Annotated in this window: 16 protein-coding genes and 1 pseudogene; 6 read left to right on the forward strand and 11 right to left on the reverse strand. The window is 69.9% G+C overall.

Going from position 1 to position 16,158, the window contains the following annotated elements:
- Window positions 1–11 precede the first annotated feature (11 nt).
- A pseudogene (locus IEX49_RS01325) lies at window positions 12–503 on the reverse strand (CpaF family protein); the annotation flags it as partial.
- A 318-nt stretch (window positions 504–821) separates the two neighbouring features.
- On the opposite strand from IEX49_RS01325, the gene IEX49_RS01330 reads away from it, so the two are divergent.
- On the forward strand, window positions 822–3,806 hold the full coding sequence (locus IEX49_RS01330; protein ID WP_188803444.1) for an FtsK/SpoIIIE domain-containing protein: 2,985 nt from the start codon (window positions 822–824) through the stop codon (window positions 3,804–3,806).
- On the opposite strand, the gene IEX49_RS01335 is transcribed toward IEX49_RS01330, so the two are convergent.
- Window positions 3,769–4,596 carry an ABC transporter permease gene (locus IEX49_RS01335; RefSeq protein ID WP_229672079.1) on the reverse strand — a complete coding sequence of 276 codons (828 nt, stop codon included), beginning with the start codon at window positions 4,594–4,596 and terminating at the stop codon, window positions 3,769–3,771. The genes IEX49_RS01330 and IEX49_RS01335 overlap by 38 nt on opposite strands.
- Complete coding sequence (locus tag IEX49_RS01340; protein ID WP_188803446.1) at window positions 4,593–5,480, reverse strand: ATP-binding cassette domain-containing protein; 888 nt, start codon at window positions 5,478–5,480, stop codon at window positions 4,593–4,595. Before IEX49_RS01340 ends, IEX49_RS01335 begins: the two co-directional genes overlap by 4 nt.
- A 73-nt stretch (window positions 5,481–5,553) precedes the next feature.
- Between IEX49_RS01340 and IEX49_RS01345 the strand changes: the two genes are divergently transcribed.
- Complete coding sequence (locus tag IEX49_RS01345; RefSeq protein WP_188803448.1) at window positions 5,554–6,405, forward strand: TetR/AcrR family transcriptional regulator; 852 nt, start codon at window positions 5,554–5,556, stop codon at window positions 6,403–6,405.
- An 8-nt stretch (window positions 6,406–6,413) separates the two neighbouring features.
- Window positions 6,414–6,986, forward strand: a complete 573-nt coding sequence (locus IEX49_RS01350) for a dienelactone hydrolase family protein (RefSeq protein ID WP_188803449.1) — start codon at window positions 6,414–6,416, stop codon at window positions 6,984–6,986.
- 43 nt (window positions 6,987–7,029) lie between these two features.
- Here IEX49_RS01350 and IEX49_RS01355 read toward each other — a convergent pair whose 3' ends face one another.
- Window positions 7,030–8,454, reverse strand: a complete 1,425-nt coding sequence (locus IEX49_RS01355) for an MFS transporter (RefSeq protein WP_188803451.1) — start codon at window positions 8,452–8,454, stop codon at window positions 7,030–7,032.
- Window positions 8,455–8,492: 38 nt separating this feature from the next.
- Window positions 8,493–9,059 (reverse strand): LURP-one-related/scramblase family protein, encoded by a 567-nt coding sequence (locus IEX49_RS01360; protein WP_188803453.1) that lies wholly within the window; start codon window positions 9,057–9,059, stop codon window positions 8,493–8,495.
- 194 nt (window positions 9,060–9,253) lie between these two features.
- Here IEX49_RS01360 and IEX49_RS01365 point away from each other — a divergent pair, with 194 nt between their 5' ends.
- From IEX49_RS01365 to IEX49_RS01375, 3 genes are read left to right on the forward strand one after another with little or no spacing between them, the layout of a single operon-like run.
- Entirely contained in the window at window positions 9,254–10,456 is a 1,203-nt protein-coding gene (locus tag IEX49_RS01365; RefSeq protein WP_188803455.1) for an LLM class flavin-dependent oxidoreductase, read from the forward strand.
- A 3-nt stretch (window positions 10,457–10,459) separates the two neighbouring features.
- The gene (locus tag IEX49_RS01370; RefSeq protein ID WP_188803457.1) at window positions 10,460–11,155 is read left to right on the forward strand and encodes a CE1759 family FMN reductase; all 696 of its coding nucleotides are present in this window, start codon (window positions 10,460–10,462) and stop codon (window positions 11,153–11,155) included.
- Window positions 11,130–11,651, forward strand: a complete 522-nt coding sequence (locus IEX49_RS01375; protein ID WP_188803459.1) for a MarR family winged helix-turn-helix transcriptional regulator — start codon at window positions 11,130–11,132, stop codon at window positions 11,649–11,651. Before IEX49_RS01370 ends, IEX49_RS01375 begins: the two co-directional genes overlap by 26 nt.
- Here the strand turns inward: IEX49_RS01375 and IEX49_RS01380 are convergent.
- From IEX49_RS01380 to IEX49_RS01405, 6 genes are all read right to left on the reverse strand, one after another.
- Window positions 11,641–12,594, reverse strand: coding sequence for an SseB family protein (locus IEX49_RS01380; protein ID WP_188803461.1), 954 nt, complete (start codon window positions 12,592–12,594; stop codon window positions 11,641–11,643). The genes IEX49_RS01375 and IEX49_RS01380 overlap by 11 nt on opposite strands.
- Window positions 12,591–13,373, reverse strand: coding sequence for a bifunctional 1-(5-phosphoribosyl)-5-((5-phosphoribosylamino)methylideneamino)imidazole-4-carboxamide isomerase/phosphoribosylanthranilate isomerase PriA (priA, locus tag IEX49_RS01385; protein ID WP_188803463.1), 783 nt, complete (start codon window positions 13,371–13,373; stop codon window positions 12,591–12,593). Before priA ends, IEX49_RS01380 begins: the two co-directional genes overlap by 4 nt.
- 102 nt (window positions 13,374–13,475) lie before the next feature.
- Complete coding sequence (locus IEX49_RS01390) at window positions 13,476–13,631, reverse strand: CG2302 family histidine operon protein (RefSeq protein ID WP_170144506.1); 156 nt, start codon at window positions 13,629–13,631, stop codon at window positions 13,476–13,478.
- The gene (gene hisH, locus IEX49_RS01395) at window positions 13,631–14,272 is read right to left on the reverse strand and encodes an imidazole glycerol phosphate synthase subunit HisH (protein ID WP_188803465.1); all 642 of its coding nucleotides are present in this window, start codon (window positions 14,270–14,272) and stop codon (window positions 13,631–13,633) included. The genes IEX49_RS01390 and hisH overlap by 1 nt, the downstream gene beginning before the upstream one ends.
- Window positions 14,269–14,886, reverse strand: a complete 618-nt coding sequence (hisB, locus tag IEX49_RS01400; RefSeq protein ID WP_188803467.1) for an imidazoleglycerol-phosphate dehydratase HisB — start codon at window positions 14,884–14,886, stop codon at window positions 14,269–14,271. Before hisB ends, hisH begins: the two co-directional genes overlap by 4 nt.
- 146 nt (window positions 14,887–15,032) lie before the next feature.
- On the reverse strand, window positions 15,033–16,148 hold the full coding sequence (locus tag IEX49_RS01405; RefSeq protein WP_229672080.1) for a histidinol-phosphate transaminase: 1,116 nt from the start codon (window positions 16,146–16,148) through the stop codon (window positions 15,033–15,035).
- Between the last annotated feature and the right edge of the window lie 10 nt (window positions 16,149–16,158).

Consider the following 16,158-nt stretch of genomic DNA (forward strand, 5'->3'; position numbering starts at 1 on the left):
CACCAGGTATCCACCCGATTCCGGATATTGACGGACCAATGCCGGCGAGTGATATCCGGGATGACCACGTGCAGGCGTGAACCGTCCGGCAGGGCCGCATCCACGAACGGGGAGGACAGGTCCAGGCGGCGGCCCGATGACTTCAGCATGCGCTCGACCAGATCCCGGACGTTCTCCTCGGTCAACGAGATGTTGGTCAGCTCGGACACACCGCCCCGCGCGCAGAACACGGCCGTGGGCGAGTTGATCCAGATCTCCTCGACCGTATCGTCGTCCAATAGGGGCTGGAGCACGCCGAAACCGGCAACGGAGTCGAAGACGGTCTTCTCCGCGTCGTCACGGTCCGGCAAGAGCGGCAGTGAACCGATCAAGGAGCGCGCGTCATAGTCCGCCGTGGCGGCTTGCACCAGACGGCGCATCTCCTCCGGCTCACGCTGCGGATCCATGCCCCGTCGGCGGATCAGCTCGCGGACCTCATCCTCGAGAATGCGGATGGCTTCCATGGTTTCCCCTCCATGACGACCCGGACGGGCCTCAACCTGGGTCTGAGCGTACAGAGTTCTGGACCCGCAGCACACTGCATCCCAGGTGAACTGTGGATATCCATGCTTCGGGCGTGTTGTCCACACTCTCGCTGACCCCGTCCTCCAGACCACCCACCTTCACGGCATTCTGGCGTGAGGAACATCAGCACTGCGGGAGGTCAACCTGGCGTGTGGTTGAGAATACTGGGCCTGCCGGCGACGGAAGGCCAATGGTGGAAGGTGGTCAATGGGCCGCCGACCGCCGGTCCTGATTCCGTCAGTTTGGTTGACGGTCTGTTGCGCGACCGATTCCCCGGATACCGCTTCTCGGGCGTCAACTCAGACGCCGGCCGGCCTGGTCGGCCTGCTGACGGGCGGCAGCCCACGGCGAACCACCTGGTGGTGATCGCTCGCCCCGGAGACAGCACGGATACCCGCGGTCCCGGGCCGGATGTCACGGTGGTGGCCGAGGACGGTCCCGACGCCGGCCGGCTGGCCCCGCTGCCCCGTTCCGGACTCACTGTGGGCCGGAACCACGCCGAATGGCTGGTCACCGACCCCTATCTGTCCGCCCCGCATTTCCGGTTGGAGGTCGATGCGGAAGGTGTCCTCGTCACCGGGGCAGATGCCGATCAGCGCCCCGCACAGCTGCTCTGGACCGGGGACCGGCCCCACACAGCCGGCAGCACGACCTTCCGCTTGGTCCGCGGCAGGCCGGTCCCCCTGTCACCCATCCGATCGATCCCGGACCCGGTCGTGGATCCAGGGCCGGAACCGGCTCGGCCGAATGCGGTGCTTCAGGCCATCATGGCTGCCGGGCCCCTGGTCATCGGAGTGGTCATGGCCGTGGTCACCGGCCTGTGGTATTTCCTGTTGTTCAGTCTCGTCTCGGTGGCCGTCGTGGCCGTCATGTGGTTCCAGCACCGAGTGGCGTCTCGGCGCCACGGCCGGCGGATCCGGGATGGTGCCGAGCGGATCAGCGTCCGACTCGATGATCTGGCGCCCACTCCAGGGCGCCTCGCTCTGGCAGCGCGGGCCGACTCCGTGGATCGCTTCGGCATGGACGGTGTTCCAACGGACGGTCCGGTCATCCGCTGGGGCACCGGGACCGCCCGCCTCCGGGTGGACACCGCGAAAGAGGACGACCAGTGGACTCGCTGGTCCACGGTGGACCTGCCCGCCACCTCGGTGCTGCTCCCCGGACGGACGACGGTCGTCACGGGGCAGCCCTCCACCCTGCAGGCCATGGGACGGTGGCTGCACGTGCAGTTGTGCCGTGATGCCATCGCCTCAGGCCGAGGCGTGGTGATGCGGACCGCTCAGGGTGACACCCCCTGGGGTGGTGCGTCCCGGGCTTCAGCCGGCACCATCGTCTGCTGGCCCGGGACCTCTGCCCGGGACCTCCCCGCGGGATGGCACCGCGTGCTGCTCGGTGACGTAGGGCGAGAACAGCATTCCGAGGCCATGGCCGGCGGCACGTCAGGCCAGGACGACCGGGTGAGCGCGGACCGGGGGGTCGCTTCGCTCGCAGGCCTGGACTTCACGGCTCTGCGGTGGCATGGCATGACCGCCCGGACCGCATCCTGGTTGCTGGATGAGATGGGCACGGCACACCGGCCGGAGATGGGCCGGGACCCGATCCGCATGGCCCTGCCTCAACCTCTGATGGTTCAACCGGGGGTCGAGTCCCTCCGGACCGAGCTCTCGCCCGGCGTAGACCCCGTCACCATCGACCTGGTCGCCCACGGGCCACACCTGCTCGTCGCCGGTACCACCGGCTCGGGCAAATCCGAGCTGCTCCTGACGTTGCTGACGGGCCTCGCCGCGGCTCATCCACCCACCGAGGTGTCCTTCGTCCTGATGGATTTCAAGGGCGGATCGTCCTTTGCGGTCCTGGCCGGGCTGCCCCACACCATGTCGGTGGAGACCAATCTCGCGGAAGCGGAGTCGCTGCGCACCCTCGATGCCCTCTCCGCCGAGCTCCGCCGCCGGGAGGAACTGTTCCTGGCCGCCGGCGCAGCGGACTTCCGTGCCTACCGGCATGCCCACCCGAACGCGGACCTGCCACGTCTGGTGGTGGCCGTCGATGAGCTCCGTGTTCTCGTCGACGACCATCCCCAGGCTGCCACGCTGCTGGCCAGACTGGCTGCCACGGGACGTTCACTCGGATTCCACCTCGTCCTGGCCACCCAACGGGCACAGGGCGCCGTCAGCCCGGATGTCCGGTCCAATCTGGGCACCGTGATCTGCCTGCGCACGGCCACCGAGCAGGAATCGTGGGACCTGCTGGGCACCTCTGACGCCGTGACGATCGCCGCCGATTCCCCGGGACGCGCCTATCTGAGGCACGGCGGCGGACCGCCAAGGCCCTTCCAGGCAGGTCAGTTCTCGGTGGCGACCGGCCCTCCGGCCCTGGCGCGGTGGACCGACGGTGAGCCCGAGACCGATTCGGCCCCCTGGCAGGAACTGGTGGCCCGGATCGGTGCCGAGGCCGCCTCCCGCGCCCTGCCGGTTCCCGCGAAGGCGGTCATGCCCGCCCTCCCCGAACAGTGGACCCCGACGCCGGAGGACCGGCGGCTGTTCCCCGACGCGGCCATCCTGGGCCTGGCCGACCTTCACCACGAGAGGGCGCAACGCCCCGTGCGCTGGTTGCCGGGGCGGGACAGTCCGGTGGCCTGGATCGGCACGTCGGCCGGCGGCGTCGACGCGGCAGCTCAGTCCTTCCTCGACCACCTCGCGCTCCTGGGCCCCGCCGTCCCGACCTTCGTGTTGGACGGCAATGGCGTGGCGGATTCGCTCGGCGTGCTGGGTTCCTGGAGTGTGCTCGCAGCCGACCGGGCCACCCCGCAGGATCTGGCAGACCTCCTGGAGCAGGTCAGGGGTCACCTGGCAGAGCATCACCGCGTCCATCTCGTGGTGACCTCGTGGGGGCGTTGGTCGGCGCAACGCGTCGGAACGGGCTACGAGACGGTGGAGGAGCATCTGGCCACCCTCCTGCGGGACCATGGTCCCGAGGTGCTGGCCGCCGCGCTGTTCGGAGCCCGAGAGCTGGCCGGTGGTCGCGTCCTGGGCCTGGTTCCCACGCGTTTCTACCTTCCGGCCGGCTCCACCCCGGAGCACCGGATGGTGTGGCCGACGTTGCAGCGGGTGAAGGAAGTTCCGGGACGGGCGGTCATGATCTCACCGGACCACCCGGCTCCCGGCGTCGCCGTTCAATTGACGGCGGGTGCCCCCGCAGACGTGGTCACCGAGCCGTCTTCCGCGGGAACACCACGGCGATGAGCCAAATGGCGATCGCCATGAATCCGAGGCACCAGGCCACGGCGACCCAGGGGTCGGCCCCGGGATCCTGGCCGTTCATCAGGGCGCGGGCGGCATCGATGACGGGGGTCATCGGCTGGTGCTCGGCGAAGGGCTGCAGCCACCCGGGCATGGTGTCCACTGGCGCGAAGCCACTCGAGACATACGGCAGGAACAACAGGATGAAGCCGTAGCCGTTGGCGGACTCCGGCGAACCGGCCACGAGGCCCAGCAGGGCGAAGATCACCGTGATGGCCAGGATCCACAACAGGATGAGTCCCACGGCGGCCAACAGTTGTCCCACCGTGGCTTCGGTGCGGAACCCGACCGCGAAGCCGACCAGGAAGACCACGGCGGTGGCGATCAGGTTGCGGGCCATGGAGGACACCGTGTGGCCCAGCAGGACGGTCACTGAGGGGAACGGCATGGTCCGCAACCGGTTCATGAACCCGGTGGCCACGTCCTGGCTGACCACGACGGCCGTGTAGGAGGCCCCGAAGCCGGCCGCCGTGAGGACCACGGCCGGCATGACGTAGGCCAGGTAGGCCTCTCGCCCTCCCCCGCCGCCCACGTCGATGGCCCCGCCCATGATGAACGTGAAGATCAGCATGAGGAGCACCGGCAAGAGGATCGCCATGAGCATCGACTCGCCGTCCCGGAAGGACTTCTTCAGGCTGCGGACCGAGAACACTCTCAGGGACGTGAGGAATCCGGTGCCTGCGGTCACAGGAGCGGCAGGATCGGTGGCGGGACGGGTCGCGGTGGCGGTCACGATGCGGCTCCTTCGGTGGGCTGGCCTGTGAGTTGGAGGAAGACCTCGTCCATGCTGGGCTTGCGGACGGTCACCGCCAGGTCGGGATACTGGGCCGCCAGTTCCGCCAGGGTGCGGGACACGTCGGCAGCCGACCCGTCGGTGGCGTGCTCGGCCCGCAGATGACCGGAGCCGTCGTGCAGCTGGATGGTGGCACCGCCCACGAGCTCCTTGAGCTCATCGGCCGTTCCCTCGGCGACGATCCGGCCGTCGTCGAGCACCAGAATCTGCTCGGCGAGCGCCTCGGCCTCGTCCAGGTACTGGGTCGTCAGGAACACCGAGGTGCCGTGGTCCGCCAGCCGGTGGATCTCGTCCCAGAGGGCCTGGCGGCTGCGGGTGTCCAGGCCCGTGGTGGGTTCGTCCAAGAAGATCAGTTCCGGCTCGGCGATCAGACTGACGGCGATGTCCAGTTTGCGGCGCATTCCCCCCGAATAGGTGGAGACCTTGGCGGACTTCGAGGCGGTCAGCCCGAACTGGTCCAGCAGCAACCCGCCGCGGCGTCGCGCCGCTGAACGGGACAGACCGAAGAGCTGCCCCATCATGTCCAGGTTCTCCATGCCGCTGAGGGCTTCGTCGACCGCCGCGTACTGGCCGGTGAGGGCGATCTTGCGTCGCAGTCGGGCCCGGTCGGCATGGACATCCAGGCCCAGCACCCGGGCTCGACCGGCATCGGGGCGGATCAGCGTGGACAGGATGTTGATCAGGGTCGTCTTGCCGGCGCCGTTCGGTCCGAGCAGGGCATGGATTCCGGGCGGCAGGCTCACCCTCAGGTCCCGGAGGACTCGGCGGTCGCCGAACGACTGGGACAGGCCGTCGATGTCTACCAATGGAGTTGTGTATGGCATACACTGAGTATGGCATACACAGTCACGGGTCACCAGTGCGCCCGTCCCCCACGGTGAATGAGAAGATGCTGGGATGGGAAACGAGACCACTGAGGGCGGGCTGCCCCGTGCCGTCGCCGCAGCCTGGGGGCTCCTCGAGACCCCGCAGCGTGGTCCAGCCCGGGGCCTGGACCACCGCAGGATCGCCGAGGCCGCCGTGGGGATCGCCGACGAGGAGGGCCTCACGGCCGTCACGATGTCCTCCGTGGCGCGATCCCTGGGATTCACGACGATGTCCCTCTACCGGTATGTCAGCAGCAAGGACGAGCTGTTGCGCCTCATGCAGGATGCCGCCGTGGGTGTCCCTGCGAAAGCTCAGTTGCCGGCCGTGTGGCCCGCGGGGATCAAAGCCTGGGCGGACCTCATCCGCGAGTCCTATCGAGCTCATCCCTGGCTCATGGACCTCCCCCGTGACCAGGCCGCTGTCCTCATGCCGAACACCCTGCGTGCGGCCGAACTGGGACTGGCCACCATGGCCGGGCTCAATCTGGACGACGGGGAGAAGATCGGGGTGATCCTGCTGATCTCGCAGCATGTGATGTCCCTGGTGGAACTGGAACGCTCCCTCGCTGCGGAGGGCGGGCTGTCCCTCACCGCCGAGGGCCTGGAACGCCTCTCCACCGTCATCACACCCGAGGACTTTCCCCACTTGGCCGCTATGGTCTCGACCGGCGGCTTCATGGGTGACCCCATCGACGGACCCGACGGCGTCAGCGGACCTGACACTGCCGAGCAAGTCCCCACCGAGCCGGCAGATCCGGCCAACGTCGAGGCCGAATACTCCATGGGGCTCGACCTCATCACGGCCGGGGTCGACGCCCTGTTCGCCCGTCGGGGCACCACCGCGGCCGCCAGCGGTACCGCGCGTGCCATTGCTGGCGAATAATCCTCACCATGACCGAGATCCTGCTGTTCCACCACGCCCGGGGATTGACCGACGGCGTCCGCTGGCTGGCCGGGCGGCTCGCCGACGCCGGGCCTACGGTGTACACCCCCGACCTCTTCGCCGGCCGAACCTTCGGCACGATTGAGGAGGGGGTGGCCCATGCCGAGCAGGACGTGGGCGTGGACGGCATCCTGCAGCGGGCGGACGAGGCGGCCGCCGCCCACCCGGGGGCCACGGTCTTCCTCGGCATCTCACTGGGCGCCATGCCGGCCTACCGGCTCGCCCAGACGTGGCTTTCAGCCCGCGCCTGCATCGCTGTCTCCGCAGCGCTGCCAGTAGACCATTTCGCACCCCACTGGCCAGATGGCGTCGCGCTGGACCTGCACCTGAAGAGCAGCGATCCCTGGGGCGAGGACGACCGCCCGACGGCCTGGCGGCTGGCCGGGGACGTCGCCGAGCTCTACGAGTACCCGGGCGACCAGCACCTGTTCACCGAGCACGGCCACCCGGACTTCGACCCCGCCGCCACGGAACTGGTCCTGGCACGCACACTTGCCACGCTGGAGCGCGTCTCGGGCTGAACCACCGGATCGAACCGGAAGCTGACTCGCACCGGGAAGCGGGTCAGCGCCGCGCGCGGCGACGCCGCACGAGAAAGCGTGCCGCCACGGCCAGGCCGACCATGGCCAGGGCGATCAGCCCGGCGAACAGGTAGCCGGCCTCGGGCGAGATGCCGTCGATGAAGGCACCGGAGACCGGCGCGCCGAGCGCCGCGCCGGCGGTCATGGCCGAACCGTAGTAGCCCAGCGCCTCACCGCGCCGCTCCTCGGTCACCACGGTGGACATCAGGGCGGAGGCGGCCGCGAGGGTCGGAGCCGTGAACAGCCCCGAGATGAGCGAGACCACCGAGAGGGCCCACACGCCGTCCACGAGCGCCATCGGCAGCGTGCCGAGGGCGAATAGGGCGAGCAGCAGCAACGGGGAGATCCGCCGGCCCATGGCCCCGTAGAGGATGCCGCCGACCGCGGAGGCCCCGCACCAGAACGCGATCACGACGCCGGCCTGGGCGGCCTGGCCGGAGCGTTCCAGTTCCGCGACGATCGCCACCTCGGTGCCGGACATCAGCATCCCGGAGCCCAGGGACACGGCCAGCACCGCGAGCGCGGTGCCGCTGAGCCAGCCGAAGGAGGTGCGCAGCCGGGCCAACGGCCCGCGCAAGGCTGCGGCCGGCGAGTCTGCGCGGGAACCCAGGCCGGCACCCGGGTGTACGTGGGCATCAGGGCGCGGGCCGGCGTCGTGCTGGGGTGTGGAGCGGACCACGGGCAGTGCGCCGGTGGCCAGCTCGGTGGCCGTGAGGTCCAGGTGCGCCGGGGCCCCCTGCACGGAGCCGTCCACCGCCCGCCGCAGGTCCTCCTCGGCGGAATACTCACGCTCGGTGCCGGGCCGGGCCAGGAAGGTCCCGAGCTGGGAGGAGCGAGTGGGCGGGTTGAACCACATCAGGTACAGCCCGGCGGCCACGGCGGACCAGCCGATGATCGCCAGCCCCCAGGCACTCGACCAGCTGGTGGCGACCACGGCACCCAGCGCCGGGCCGACCATGAAGATGGTCTCGGTGATGATCGAGTCCAGCGCGAACGCGGTCTCGCGCCGCGCACCGTGGGTGAGCACGCCGATGGACTGACGCACCACGGAGAAGACGGGCAGGGCGAACAGTCCGCCGAGGAAGGCGCCGAACAGCAGCCAGGGGAACGGCAGGAAGGGCACGGCCGTCCACACCGCCCCCAGCGTGACCACGGAGGGAATCAGGGCCCGGCGCAGTCCGAGCCGGTCCACCAGCCGGCCCCGCCACGGCGAGCCCACGGCCATGCCCAGCGTCATGGCCGCCACGGCCAGGCCGGCTGCCCCGTAGCCCAAGTCCATGGTCACGGCCACGTGCAGGGTCAGGATGATGCCCGTGGCCGCATTGGGGAATCGCGCGATGAAGCCCACGCCCAGGACACGGCGGATGCGCACGTCCCGCAGCAGGTGCCCGTAGGCGGCGAAGTTCACGGCATCAGGTTACCCGGGCGTAGCCGGGCGAGCACGGCTCAGTTGTTGTTGCTGGCCTTGTCCCGGATCAGGTCGAGGGCGATCACGCTGCCGATGACGGCGTAGCGCACCACCTCCGGCATGCCGGGATCCAGCTCCACCGCATAGCGACTGCGGCCCAGCATGGCCCTGCCGAACCCGGCCCACTTCCGGTCCACGCTGGCCACCGGCACCTGCCCCGCCATCAGGCGGAAGGAGAACCCGGACAGCGAACCGTCCAGTTGCAGGTCCGTGCCGTCCACCACGGAGATCGCCACGGAGGTGCGGAAGAAGGAGATCCGCTGGACGATCTCGGCGATGGGCTCCCCCTGGGGGCCGGTGACCCGGTACCGGTCCCGGCCGAGGGTCATAGGGTCCTCCACGCGGAACAGCGGGGTGCCGTCCAGGTCCTGGATCTCGAACTGGCGGTTGCCGCGGAACATCCGTGAGGCCGCCGAGCCCCGCGTGTGACCGTGGGCCACCACGTTCCCCTCGCCATTCTCGATCGCGAAGTCGTTGGACATGAAGCCGGTGACCTGCTGCATCACCAACAGGTCCTGGCCGCTCAGGCTGCTCGTGGGGCTCATGCGCCCAGTCTTCCCTTCCCCTGCCGCACGGTCCAAGGGGACGCGCGGTGAGGGCCGGCGAAGACCAGGGAGCAGAGCAGGAGCAGAGCAGGGAATAGTCCGAGGACTCCCACCGTTGGACCAGATGATTCAAATTTGCAATACTCAGAATGAGGCCCACCGGCGGCCATCCCGGAAGCCAGCAAGGAGCAACCATGCAGTTCGGCATCTTCACCATCGGCGACATCACCACGGACCCCACCAACGGCACCACCCCCACCGAGCACCAGCGGATCAAGGACACCGTGAGGATCGCGAAGCACGCCGAGCAGGCCGGCTTCGACGTCTTCGCCACCGGCCAGCACCACAACCCGCCCTTCGTGGCCCCGGGCAACCCGCCCACCCTGCTGGCGTTCCTCGCGGCACAGACCGAGAAGCTCATCCTGTCCACCGCCACCACGCTGATCACCACCATGGACCCGGTGCGCCTGGCCGAGGACTACTCCTACCTGCAGCACCTGGCCGATGGCCGCGTGGACCTGACCATGGGCCGCGGCAACACCGGTCCGGTCTACCCCTGGTTCGGCAAGGACATCCGCCAGGGCATCCCGCTGGCCGTGGAGAACTACCACCTCCTCTACCGTCTGTGGCACGAGGAGAACATCGACTGGCAGGGCAGCTTCCGCACCCCGCTGCAGGACTTCACACTGACCCCGCAGCCGCTGGACGGCGTCGCGCCGTTCGTGTGGCACGGCTCGATCCGGTCCGCCGAGATCGCCGAGCAGGCCGCCTACTACGGTGACGGGTTCTTCCACAACAACATCTTCTGGAACAAGGAGCACATCATCCAGATGGTGCAGCTCTACCGCCAGCGCTATGAGTACTACGGTCACGGCCAGGCCCACCAGGCCTACGTGAGCCTGGGCGGCCAAGCCTTCATGGCCAAGAACTCGCAGGACGCCGTGAAGCAGTTCCGCCCGTACTTCGACAACGCCCCGGTGTACGGCCACGGTCCGTCCCTGGAGCAGTTCACCAGGATGACCCCGCTGACCGTGGGCTCCCCGCAGCAGGTCATCGAGCGCACGCTCGAGTTCCGCGATTGGGTGGGCGACTACCAGCGGCAGATGTTCCTCATGGACCACGCCGGCCTGCCGACCGACGTGGTGCTGGAGCAGCTCGATCTTCTGGGTGAGGAGGTCCTGCCGGTACTGCGGAAGGAATTCGCGGCGCTGAAGCCGGCCGACGTCCCCGAGGCCCCGAGCCACGAGTTCCTCGTGGAGCGGGCGCGTCGCGGCGAGGCCCCCGTCCCCGGCGGCAAGGAGGGCTCACAGGCCTGGCAGGATGCGCAGGAACGGGCCGCCCAGGCCGCTGCGTCCAGCGCTGATGCCGCCCCGAGCACCAGCACGAAGGAGAATTGAGCCATGGAAGACACCCCGGACTTCGGCTCCCCCACCGCCACGGACCCGTTCACGCCGCAGGCCCGCCACCTCGTGGTGGTCTCCGGCGGGCTGGGCGATCCGTCCTCCTCGCTGATGCTGGCGAACCGGATGGCCACGGCCGCGGCGGACCACCTCTCCGCCGAGGGAATCGTCCCCGAGATCCATGTGGTGGAGCTGCGACTGCTGGCCACAGAGATCGCCGAGGCCACGGTCAACCCGTCCCGGTCGGCCACCCTGCAGGCCGCATTGGACCAGGTGGAGCAGGCCGACGGAATCGTCACCGTGTCCCCCACCTTCAAGGCCAGCTACTCAGGCCTGTTCAAGGCCTTCTGGGACCTGGTGGACAACGATGCCCTGCGTGGCGTCCCCGTGCTGCTCGGCGCCACCGGCGGCACGCCCCGCCATTCGCTGATGATCGACTCAGCGATGCGGCCGCTGTTCAGCTACCTGCGCTCCAAGGTCCTGTCCTCCTCGGTGTTCGCCGCCTCGGACGACTGGGGCGAGGTCACCGGCGGCCAGGAATCGGCGCGCACCACGCCGCTGCAGCACCGGATCGACGCCGCCGGCGAGGACCTGGCTTCGGTGGTCGGGCGGCTGCCGGCCCGCCCCCGCCGGGCCACCGGCGAGGCCAAGCCCCTGGAGGTGATCTCCTTTGACCAACTCCTCCGCGGAAACTGACGCCTGGTCCCGGACCTCCGCCCCGGGCGCCCACGAGACCGGTGTGCAACGCCAGTCCTGGCGGGCCTACTTCGAGGCCACGGCTCTGCTGCAGGACCGACTCGACCGGACGCTGAAGGAGTCGGCCGGGCTGCATCTGGCCGATTACAACCTGCTGTTGCTGCTCTCCGAGGCGCCGGAGGGACGGTTGCGCATGGGTGAGCTGGCCCGGCTCATGGTCTTCTCCCCCTCCCGCGTGACCTACCAGGTCAAGACCCTGGAGCAGCGCGGCCTGGTGGAGCGGTGCGCCGCGGCCACGGACCGGCGTGGGGCGGAGGCCGTGATTACCGACGCCGGCCGGCACCTCTTCCGCAAGGCCGCCGCCGTGCACTCACGCCAAGTCAAGGACCTGTTCCTGGACCGGCTCGAGGACGGCGAGGCCGAGACGCTGCTCCGGGTGTTCTCCCGGCTGGGCCGATCGTTGGAGGGCGGGGAGCCGGCCACCCTCAGCGACTGACGGTGATCTCCACCGAGTCCGCCTTGTCCGCCAGGGAGGGCACCTCGCCGAGCACCTGCTGCAGGGTCGCGGCCATCAGCCGCAGCCCGGCCTCATCCTGGGCCGCACTCAGGGCCGGCTCAGGGTAGGCCACCAGCCGCAGCTCGGGCCCGGAACCGCCGCCGGGCAGCACCGCGCCGGAAGCGGTACGGGAGGCCACCCCGGAGCCCGGCGCCAGGCCGATGCGCTCCAGTCCGGGCACCAGGTCCACCACGGACGCCAGTTCACCGGCCAGCGCCTCGTCGGCGTACGACGGCGTCCAGTCCTGCTGCTGGGCCAGCGCCCACACGGCGGGGCGCCGCACCACGAAGGTGCGCTCTGCCGCCGGATCCACCACGACCAGCTCGGCCCCCTCGTCCACCGCAGACAGGCACGCGCGCGGCATCCAGGTGGCCACGGGCCGGGCCTGCGGATGCCAGGCCGTCAGGGCCGGGACGTTCGTGAAGACGGGCAGGGCCGTCCGGCCGTCCGGGGCTTTCAGCGTCACCAGGGCGATGTCCGACTCCTTGTCCCCGTGCTTGCCCCCGTGCTCGTGGCCGTCTGCGTGCCCGTCGTGACCGTGGGCCGTCTCCCCAGCCATCTCCACCACAGTGGGCAGCACAGCGGCGAACACGCGCATGCGGGACAGCACGTCCACCACGGCGGGCTCCCCCGCCTCGCCGCCCGCCAACCGGTCCAGCACCGGGCCCCAGGCGGGGTCCGCGGTGCCGTCGTCCGTGTCGAACGCGTGCAGCGGGTTCGCCGAGCCGCCGATCCCTTCTCCGGAGAGGTCCCGGCCCTCCCAGGCGAGGCCGGCCGAGTCGGCGGGGCGGCCGGCGTCGTCCCGGTGCTGGCGCTCCAGGTTGCGCTGGATGGCGGCCTGGATGTGCCCGGGGAGGTGCCGGCCGGAATCGGTACCGGTCACGGGGCGGGGTGCTCCGCCACCGCCTGCTCGATGCTGGCACCGCCGGCCACGGCGAGGGCCTGCTCGAGCGTGAAGCGCCCGGCGTAGAGGGCCTTGCCCATGATGGCGCCCTCGACGCCGATACCGTTACCCACGCCCACCATCGCGTAGAGCGCGGCGATGTCCTCGAGCGAGGAGATGCCGCCGGAGGCCACCACGGGCTTCGCGGTCTTGGTGGCGACCTCGGCCAGCAACTCGGTGTTCGGGCCCTTCAGGGTGCCGTCCTTGGTGACATCGGTGACCACGTAGCGGGAGCAGCCGGCCTCCTCGAGGCGCGCCAGCACCTCCCAGAGGTCCCCGCCCTCCTTCGTCCAGCCGCGGGCGGCCAGCGTGGTGCCACGCACGTCCAGGCCGACGGCGATCTGGTCACCGAAGCGCTCGATGACTCGTGCCGTCCACTCGGGATCCTCCAGGGCGGCGGTGCCGAGGTTGACGCGGGTGGCACCCATCTCCAGGGCGTTCTCCAGGGAGGCGTCGTCCCGGATGCCGCCGGAGAGCTCGATCTTCACGCCCAGTTCCGTGACCACCCGGGACATAACCTCGCGGTTGTCCCCCCGGCCGAAGGCGGCGTCCAGGTCCACCAGGTGAATCCACTCGGCACCGGCCTGCTGGAACGCCAGGGCGGCCTCCAGCGGCTCCCCGTACCCGGTGGCGGTGCCGGCCTCGCCCTGGACGAGCCTCACGGCCTGGCCGTCCTGGACGTCCACGGCGGGCAGCAGTTCAAGCTTCTTCTCGGTCAACGTGGGTCCTCTCGGGAATGCGGGAATAGAGACATCTGCAGTAAAGACAACAGGGTCAGGGGTGATTCGGGTGAAACGGTTGATTCGGTGCGGGCCGGGTGCCTACGGGAGCAGCAGGAATCCGGCCACGATCGCCATCACGGCGCAGACCACGAAGCCGATCTGCAGCCACACCGGGAACTCCTGCTTGCGCAGGGAGTAGGCCCCGCCGAGCAGCAGGCCGCCCAGGGCGATGAGCAGGGTGGTCCAGTACGGCATCAGAGGGTTCCGAGCCAGTTGGTGAGCAGCTGCATGCCGGCGTCCCCGGACTTCTCCGGGTGGAACTGGGTGGCGGACAGCGGGCCGTTCTCCACGGCGGCGATGAAGTCGGCCCCGTGGTTCGACCAGGTCACCTGCGGCGGGTTCATCGCCTGGTGGGTCTGGTCGAAGGTCCAGTCCAGCACCCCGTAGGAGTGCACGAAGTAGAAGCGCTCATCCTCGATGCCCCGGAACAGCTCCGAGCCGGCAGGAGGTCGCACGGTGTTCCAGCCCATGTGCGGCACGATCGGAGCCGGCAGCGCCTCCACCACGCCGGGCCACTCCCCCATGCCTGACGTGCGCACGCCGTGCTCCACGCCGGCGTCGAACAGGATCTGGTGGCCCACGCAGATGCCGAGCACGGGCCGGCCACCGGCCACGCGGCGGCCGATCCACCGGGTGGCGCCGGTGGCCTGGAGGGCCTCCATGACGGACTGGAAGGCACCCACGCCGGGGACCACGAGCCCGTCCGCGTTCATCACGGTGTCCGCGTCCGCCGTCAGTTCGGCGTCCGCCCCGGCCCGCTGGAGGGCGCGCACGGCGGAGTGCGTGTTGCCGGAGCCGTAGTCGAGGACGGCGACGGTCGGTCGAGTTCCGGTCATAGTGCTCCCTTCGTGGACGGCACCCCGGACATCCGCGGGTCGTCCTCCACCGCGGCGCGCAGGGCACGGGCGAACGCCTTGAACTGGGCTTCCACGATGTGGTGGGGGTCCCGGCCGCGGACGACGTCCATGTGCAGGCAAATGGACGCGTGGTAGGTGATGGCCTCGAAGACGTGGCGGGTCATGGACCCGGTGAAGTGACCGCCGATCAGGTGGTATTGCTGGCCTTCCGGTTCGCCCTTGTGCACCAGGTAGGGGCGCCCGGAGACGTCGACGACGGCGCGCGCCAGCGCCTCGTCCAGCGGCACCGAGGCCTCGCCGAAGCGGCGGATGCCCGCCTTGTCCCCCAGCGCGGTCTTGAGGACCTCGCCGAGGGAGATCGCCACGTCCTCGACGGTGTGGTGCACATCGATGTGGATGTCCCCCGTGGCCCGCACCGTCAGGTCGATCTGGGAGTGCTTGGCCAGGGCCGTCAGCATGTGGTCGTAGAACGGCACCGTGGTGGAGATCTCCGAGGTGCCGGTTCCGTCCAGGTCCATCTCGACGTAGACGTCGGACTCGGAAGTGGTCCGCTGGATCCGGGCCTTGCGTCCGGATATCAGCTCTGCGCCCATGGCGGCTCAGCTCCTTGCTGTGGTGGATGCTCTCTCGTGACGGCGACGGACCGCCACGGTGAGGCGATTCGGTGGTCTATTCTATCGGGCTCCATCGGGAGTCCGGGCGCGCAGGAGGTAGGCCGGAGATCGGTGGCTACGCGCCCCTACTCGGCCAGGACCTCCGCGAGGGCGTCGAGGAAGGCCGTGGTCTCGGCCTCGGTCCCGGCAGTGACGCGCAGGTGGTGGGCAATGCCGACGTCGCGCACCAGCACCCCGCGGTCCAGCAGCCCGTGCCACACGGCATGGGCATCACCGAGTCCGCCGAAGAACACGAAGTTGGAGTCCGAGACGGCCGGGTCCAGGCCGAGGGCGCGCAGGCCCTCGACGATCCGGTCCCGCTGGCGCTTGATGTCCTCGACTGTCTCCAACAGCACCGCGTAGTGCTGCAACGCGGCGTTGGCCGTCGCCTGGGACACGGCGGAGAGGTGATAGGGCAAGCGCACCAGGCGCAGGGCATCGGTGACCTCGGGGGCGGCCGCCAGGTATCCGAGCCGGGCCCCGGCGAGGGCGAAAGCCTTGGACATGGTGCGGGTCACCACGAGACGGGGCCGGCCCGGCAACAGGGACAGCGCCGATTCGGTGCCGGCGAGGGCGAACTCGGCGTACGCCTCGTCCACGACGACCATGCCCTGGTGGGCCTCGGCTGCCTCGTAGACGGCCTCGACCACGTCCAGGCCGAGGGCCGTGCCGGTGGGATTGTTCGGCGAGCACAGCAGCACGACGTTCGGCCGTTGCTCCGCGACCTGCTGTGCGGCCGAGGCGGCCGACAGGGAGAAGTCCTCCCCGCGCACACCGGCCACGTAGCCGGTGTCCGTCCCCGCGGCCAGCAACGGGTACATGGAGTAGGTGGGCGGGAAGCCCATGACCGTGCGTCCGGGGCCGCCGAAGGCCTGGAGTAGCTGCTGGAGGATCTCGTTGGAGCCGTTGGCGGCCCACAGCTGCGTCTCGGACAGCCCGTGGCCCAAATACTCGGCCAGCCTCTTGCGCAGCTCGGTGAACTCGCGGTCCGGGTAGCGGTTCAGGGTCACGGCCGCCTCGGCCACGGATGCGGCGATGGCCTGCACCACCTCGTCCGGCACCGGATGCGTGTTCTCGTTGGTGTTCAACGTGACGGGCACGTCCAGCTGCGGGGCGCCGTAGGGGCTCAGGCCCCGCAGGTTCTCGCGCAGCGGCAGGGCCGCCAGGGCCTCCGGGGATGACTGGGAATCCGAATCGCTCACCCAAGACAGC

The sequence above is a fragment of the Citricoccus zhacaiensis genome, assembly GCF_014645315.1.
Taxonomy (GTDB): domain Bacteria; phylum Actinomycetota; class Actinomycetes; order Actinomycetales; family Micrococcaceae; genus Citricoccus; species Citricoccus zhacaiensis.